4 protein-coding genes are annotated in these 2,922 nt (G+C 58.2%); 1 reads left to right on the forward strand and 3 read right to left on the reverse strand.

What is annotated here, in order from left to right:
- Nucleotides 1-498: DsbA family protein (locus tag AAF739_17985; protein MEM6384558.1), on the forward strand; the 498-nt coding region annotated here is incomplete at its 5' end.
- Between the two features lie 53 nt (nt 499-551).
- Here the strand turns inward: AAF739_17985 and AAF739_17990 are convergent.
- From AAF739_17990 to AAF739_18000, 3 genes are read right to left on the reverse strand one after another with little or no spacing between them, the layout of a single operon-like run.
- Nucleotides 552-1,058: a TetR/AcrR family transcriptional regulator gene (locus AAF739_17990; GenBank protein MEM6384559.1), complete on the reverse strand. Its 507-nt coding sequence runs from the start codon at nt 1,056-1,058 to the stop codon at nt 552-554.
- Nucleotides 1,055-2,050 carry an FAD-dependent oxidoreductase gene (locus AAF739_17995; GenBank protein MEM6384560.1) on the reverse strand — a complete coding sequence of 332 codons (996 nt, stop codon included), beginning with the start codon at nt 2,048-2,050 and terminating at the stop codon, nt 1,055-1,057. The genes AAF739_17990 and AAF739_17995 overlap by 4 nt, the downstream gene beginning before the upstream one ends.
- Complete coding sequence (locus AAF739_18000; protein MEM6384561.1) at nt 2,047-2,718, reverse strand: cupin domain-containing protein; 672 nt, start codon at nt 2,716-2,718, stop codon at nt 2,047-2,049. The genes AAF739_17995 and AAF739_18000 overlap by 4 nt, the downstream gene beginning before the upstream one ends.
- Between the last annotated feature and the right edge of the window lie 204 nt (nt 2,719-2,922).

The raw sequence follows: 2,922 nt of genomic DNA on the forward strand, positions 1-2,922 counted from the left end.
TCTATCGAACTGATCCGGCGAGCAAGGCCCGAAGGATCGCCATTCGATCAACCCGTTCTCGCGGGACAATATACGACTGACTTTCGGCATCGAGACGCCATCAGATGGGCCGCGCACTACAAGGTTGCCTATGTGGAGCCTCAGATCTCTGATTTAAGTGCCGATACTTTAGCACTCACTTGCTGGTCTCACCCTGATCTACATCGGCGCCGTGCGCTCATGAAAGCGATGTACACTGCTATCTTTGCAAAGGGTATCAAAATGAACATCGAGGTTCTGTTAAAAACTGCTGCTGAATGTGAGGTCACGCGTCAGAACGTCAGTGATGCCCTCAACGGTGGACCAGCCTCTTCTTTGCACGAAAACACCATCAAGACAGCGTTGACCGAAGGTGTCTTTGGCGTACCGACATTCATCTGTGATGATGAAACCTTTTGGGGCAATGATCGCCTGCCCCTGCTAACCGAACACCTTCAGGCGGTAGGCAACGCGCGTTAGGTGCTGGCTCATTCAACTGACCAAATCGCGGTTGGTTGTCGAGTTTTGGTTTATCAACGCGCGTGTCGCGCAAGCTCTTCGAAAACCAGTGGATCAGAGTACAAGGTCGCAACAAGCGCGGCGCCTTCCAGCTGCGCGAGCACGCGCAGTGCCTCGGACCCGGGATCCGGGCTGTCCGGGAACGCATCCGAAAGGCAATCTGACAGTGTCTCGAAAAACGTCCGGGCGGCTTCGGCCACTGGCGCGGGCAGCCCGCCGCTTTCCGCAGCCAGCAAACCGCACAGGCACATTTTCCCGTCCTGCCGAAGGCTGTCTGCGAACAAGTCTGTCAAGCGTTCGACTTTCACCTCGGCGGGGCAGTCATGAAGCGCGTCGCGGAAACGCTCTGTGTAGTCCTTCACCAGGCGCACCACAAGATCAGTCTTCGTTGGAAAGTAATGATGCACGCCAGCATTGGTCAAATCTGCATCGCGGGCGATGTCACGGAATGAAAAACCATTGAATCCGCCTGTCCTGAGGCGTGCTTCGGCCGCGGCGCGCACTCTGTCCAACGAGGTCATGCCGCCACCTTCGACAGATGCCCGTGCGCCATCTCCGCCGCTTCAAGCGCGCCTTCGAGAAAACCACCTTCGTTTGGCGCCGTTTCAGTTCCTGCAAAGATCACGCGACCGGATGGTGCAAGGGCGTGGTACTGGGGGTGCGAGGCAAGCGGATCTCGGTCGGCGGGCGTTGCGGTTGCTGGATCTGCGCTCCAGTCTTTGATGAGAACTTTGTGCGGCTTGCTGCCCTCAGGTCCGAAGAGACGGCCAAGTTGCGCCTTGGCGGCGTCCTTGAACCCAGGCTGACTTGCCATACCTGCCATGGCAAATCCGAACAAGGCACCTTCCTGTTCTCGCGCGGGAGAGGCGTCATGGATTTCCGCCAACGGACCCAGATGAGAAATAGCATCCCCGCTCAATCCCAAGGTGCGCCAGAACGGATCGTCATACACTGCGACGAACTTGGCATGCCCCGCCATCCATGTCGGCACGTCAGGGACAGAAAGACCCATGCCCGATGCCAACCGCGGCGGTAACGCGAGAACGAGGCGCTCCGTGCGCATCGAAAACCCCTCTCCTGTAAGTGTAATGCCGCGATCCTCATCGATCACGCGCTGAACCGTGTGTCGCAGGCGCAGCACATCCCCCAGGTCACGGGTCAGTGCATCGGTGAGTCGGCCAAGACCGCCCTCAATCCGATATGCGCCGCTCATTGTGGAAAAATCGAGATCGCGCCGGATCGCGCCCCGCGCATCTTCAAAGACAAGGCGGCCTTCGCTGTGCTGACGGAAGGTTTTCAACCCAAGGGCATGAACAAGAGCCAGCACGCGATGGTTCTGCGGCCATATCCATGCGGGCCCAAGATCATATCCGTCCTGCGTGAGGACGCGCCCTCCGGTGCGGTCACGCGCTTCCAGAAGCGCCACGTGACGGCCTTCACTATGCAACCTGTGTGCCAGAGCAAGGCCTGAGAGACCTGCGCCAACGATCACAATGTCTGTATCCCGCGTCATGGCGCACGCAAGGTGACGCCGCGCAGGTGTCCAGTCTTGATCCAGACACGTGCACCTTCGTCGCCTGTCCTGGCCTCAAATCGTGCGCCCACCGGCAGACGCAACCAATCCCAGCGCCCAAGATGATCCTCACCTTCGGTAAGGTCGCCGCCGATCACGAAAATCTCTAATCCGCCCGATGCGTCGATTTCATGGAGCGTGCCGGGGGCCCAGCTTTCCATCACGACCGTCTCGCGATCATCGGCATGCAGCGGCAGCCTTTTCGAGCCTTCTTCTGTGGCAGCCCACTTGGCCACCGCGCTATTGATCTGCACCTGTGTGCGATCCGCCAGATCGAATTGATGCAGTTTCACAAGGATCGTTGCACCGTCTTGCGCAGCTGGCGTGTGCGAGGAGGTCGGTGGATTGCGAACATATGATCCTACAGGAAAATCACCATCCTCATCCTGAAACGTGCCCTCAAGCACGAGGTATTCCTCGCCCCCATCATGCGTATGCGCCGAGAACGCACTTCCCGGAGCAAATCGAACAATGGTTGTCGCGCGAGCAACCTCCTCGCCAATCCTGTCGAGCATCTTTCTCTCCACGCCCGGCATTGGAGAAGCAACCCATTCTGTGTCGTCGAAACGAACCACAATGCGCTCGCTGAAATCCGCGTTTACATGCATCTTTTGTTTTCCCTCCCATAAAGGCGCAGGTCGACTCGCAGAGTTACTTACCAACCAGTAGGTAGGTGTTGCAAACCCGTTCTGCGCAACTGCGCTGACATTGTCGTGGTTTTGGTGAGACCAGCGCGGCACATATGCGTGTCGCCGCACGCAAACCGCGCGTTCAGCACCTCGGTTGCCGGAAGAAGCGGGACCAGAGACCAA

The sequence above is a fragment of the Pseudomonadota bacterium genome (genome assembly GCA_039024915.1).
Lineage (GTDB): Bacteria > Pseudomonadota > Alphaproteobacteria > Rhizobiales > MH13 > MH13.

Excerpts from the sequence above, each read along its gene's own strand:
- AAF739_17995 (MEM6384560.1), bottom strand. The coding sequence starts at position 2,050 with ATGACGCGGGATACAGACATTGTGATCGTTGGCGCAGGTCTCTCAGGC.
- AAF739_18000 (MEM6384561.1), bottom strand. The coding sequence starts at position 2,718 with ATGCATGTAAACGCGGATTTCAGCGAGCGCATTGTGGTTCGTTTCGAC.
- AAF739_17990 (MEM6384559.1), bottom strand. The coding sequence starts at position 1,058 with ATGACCTCGTTGGACAGAGTGCGCGCCGCGGCCGAAGCACGCCTCAGG.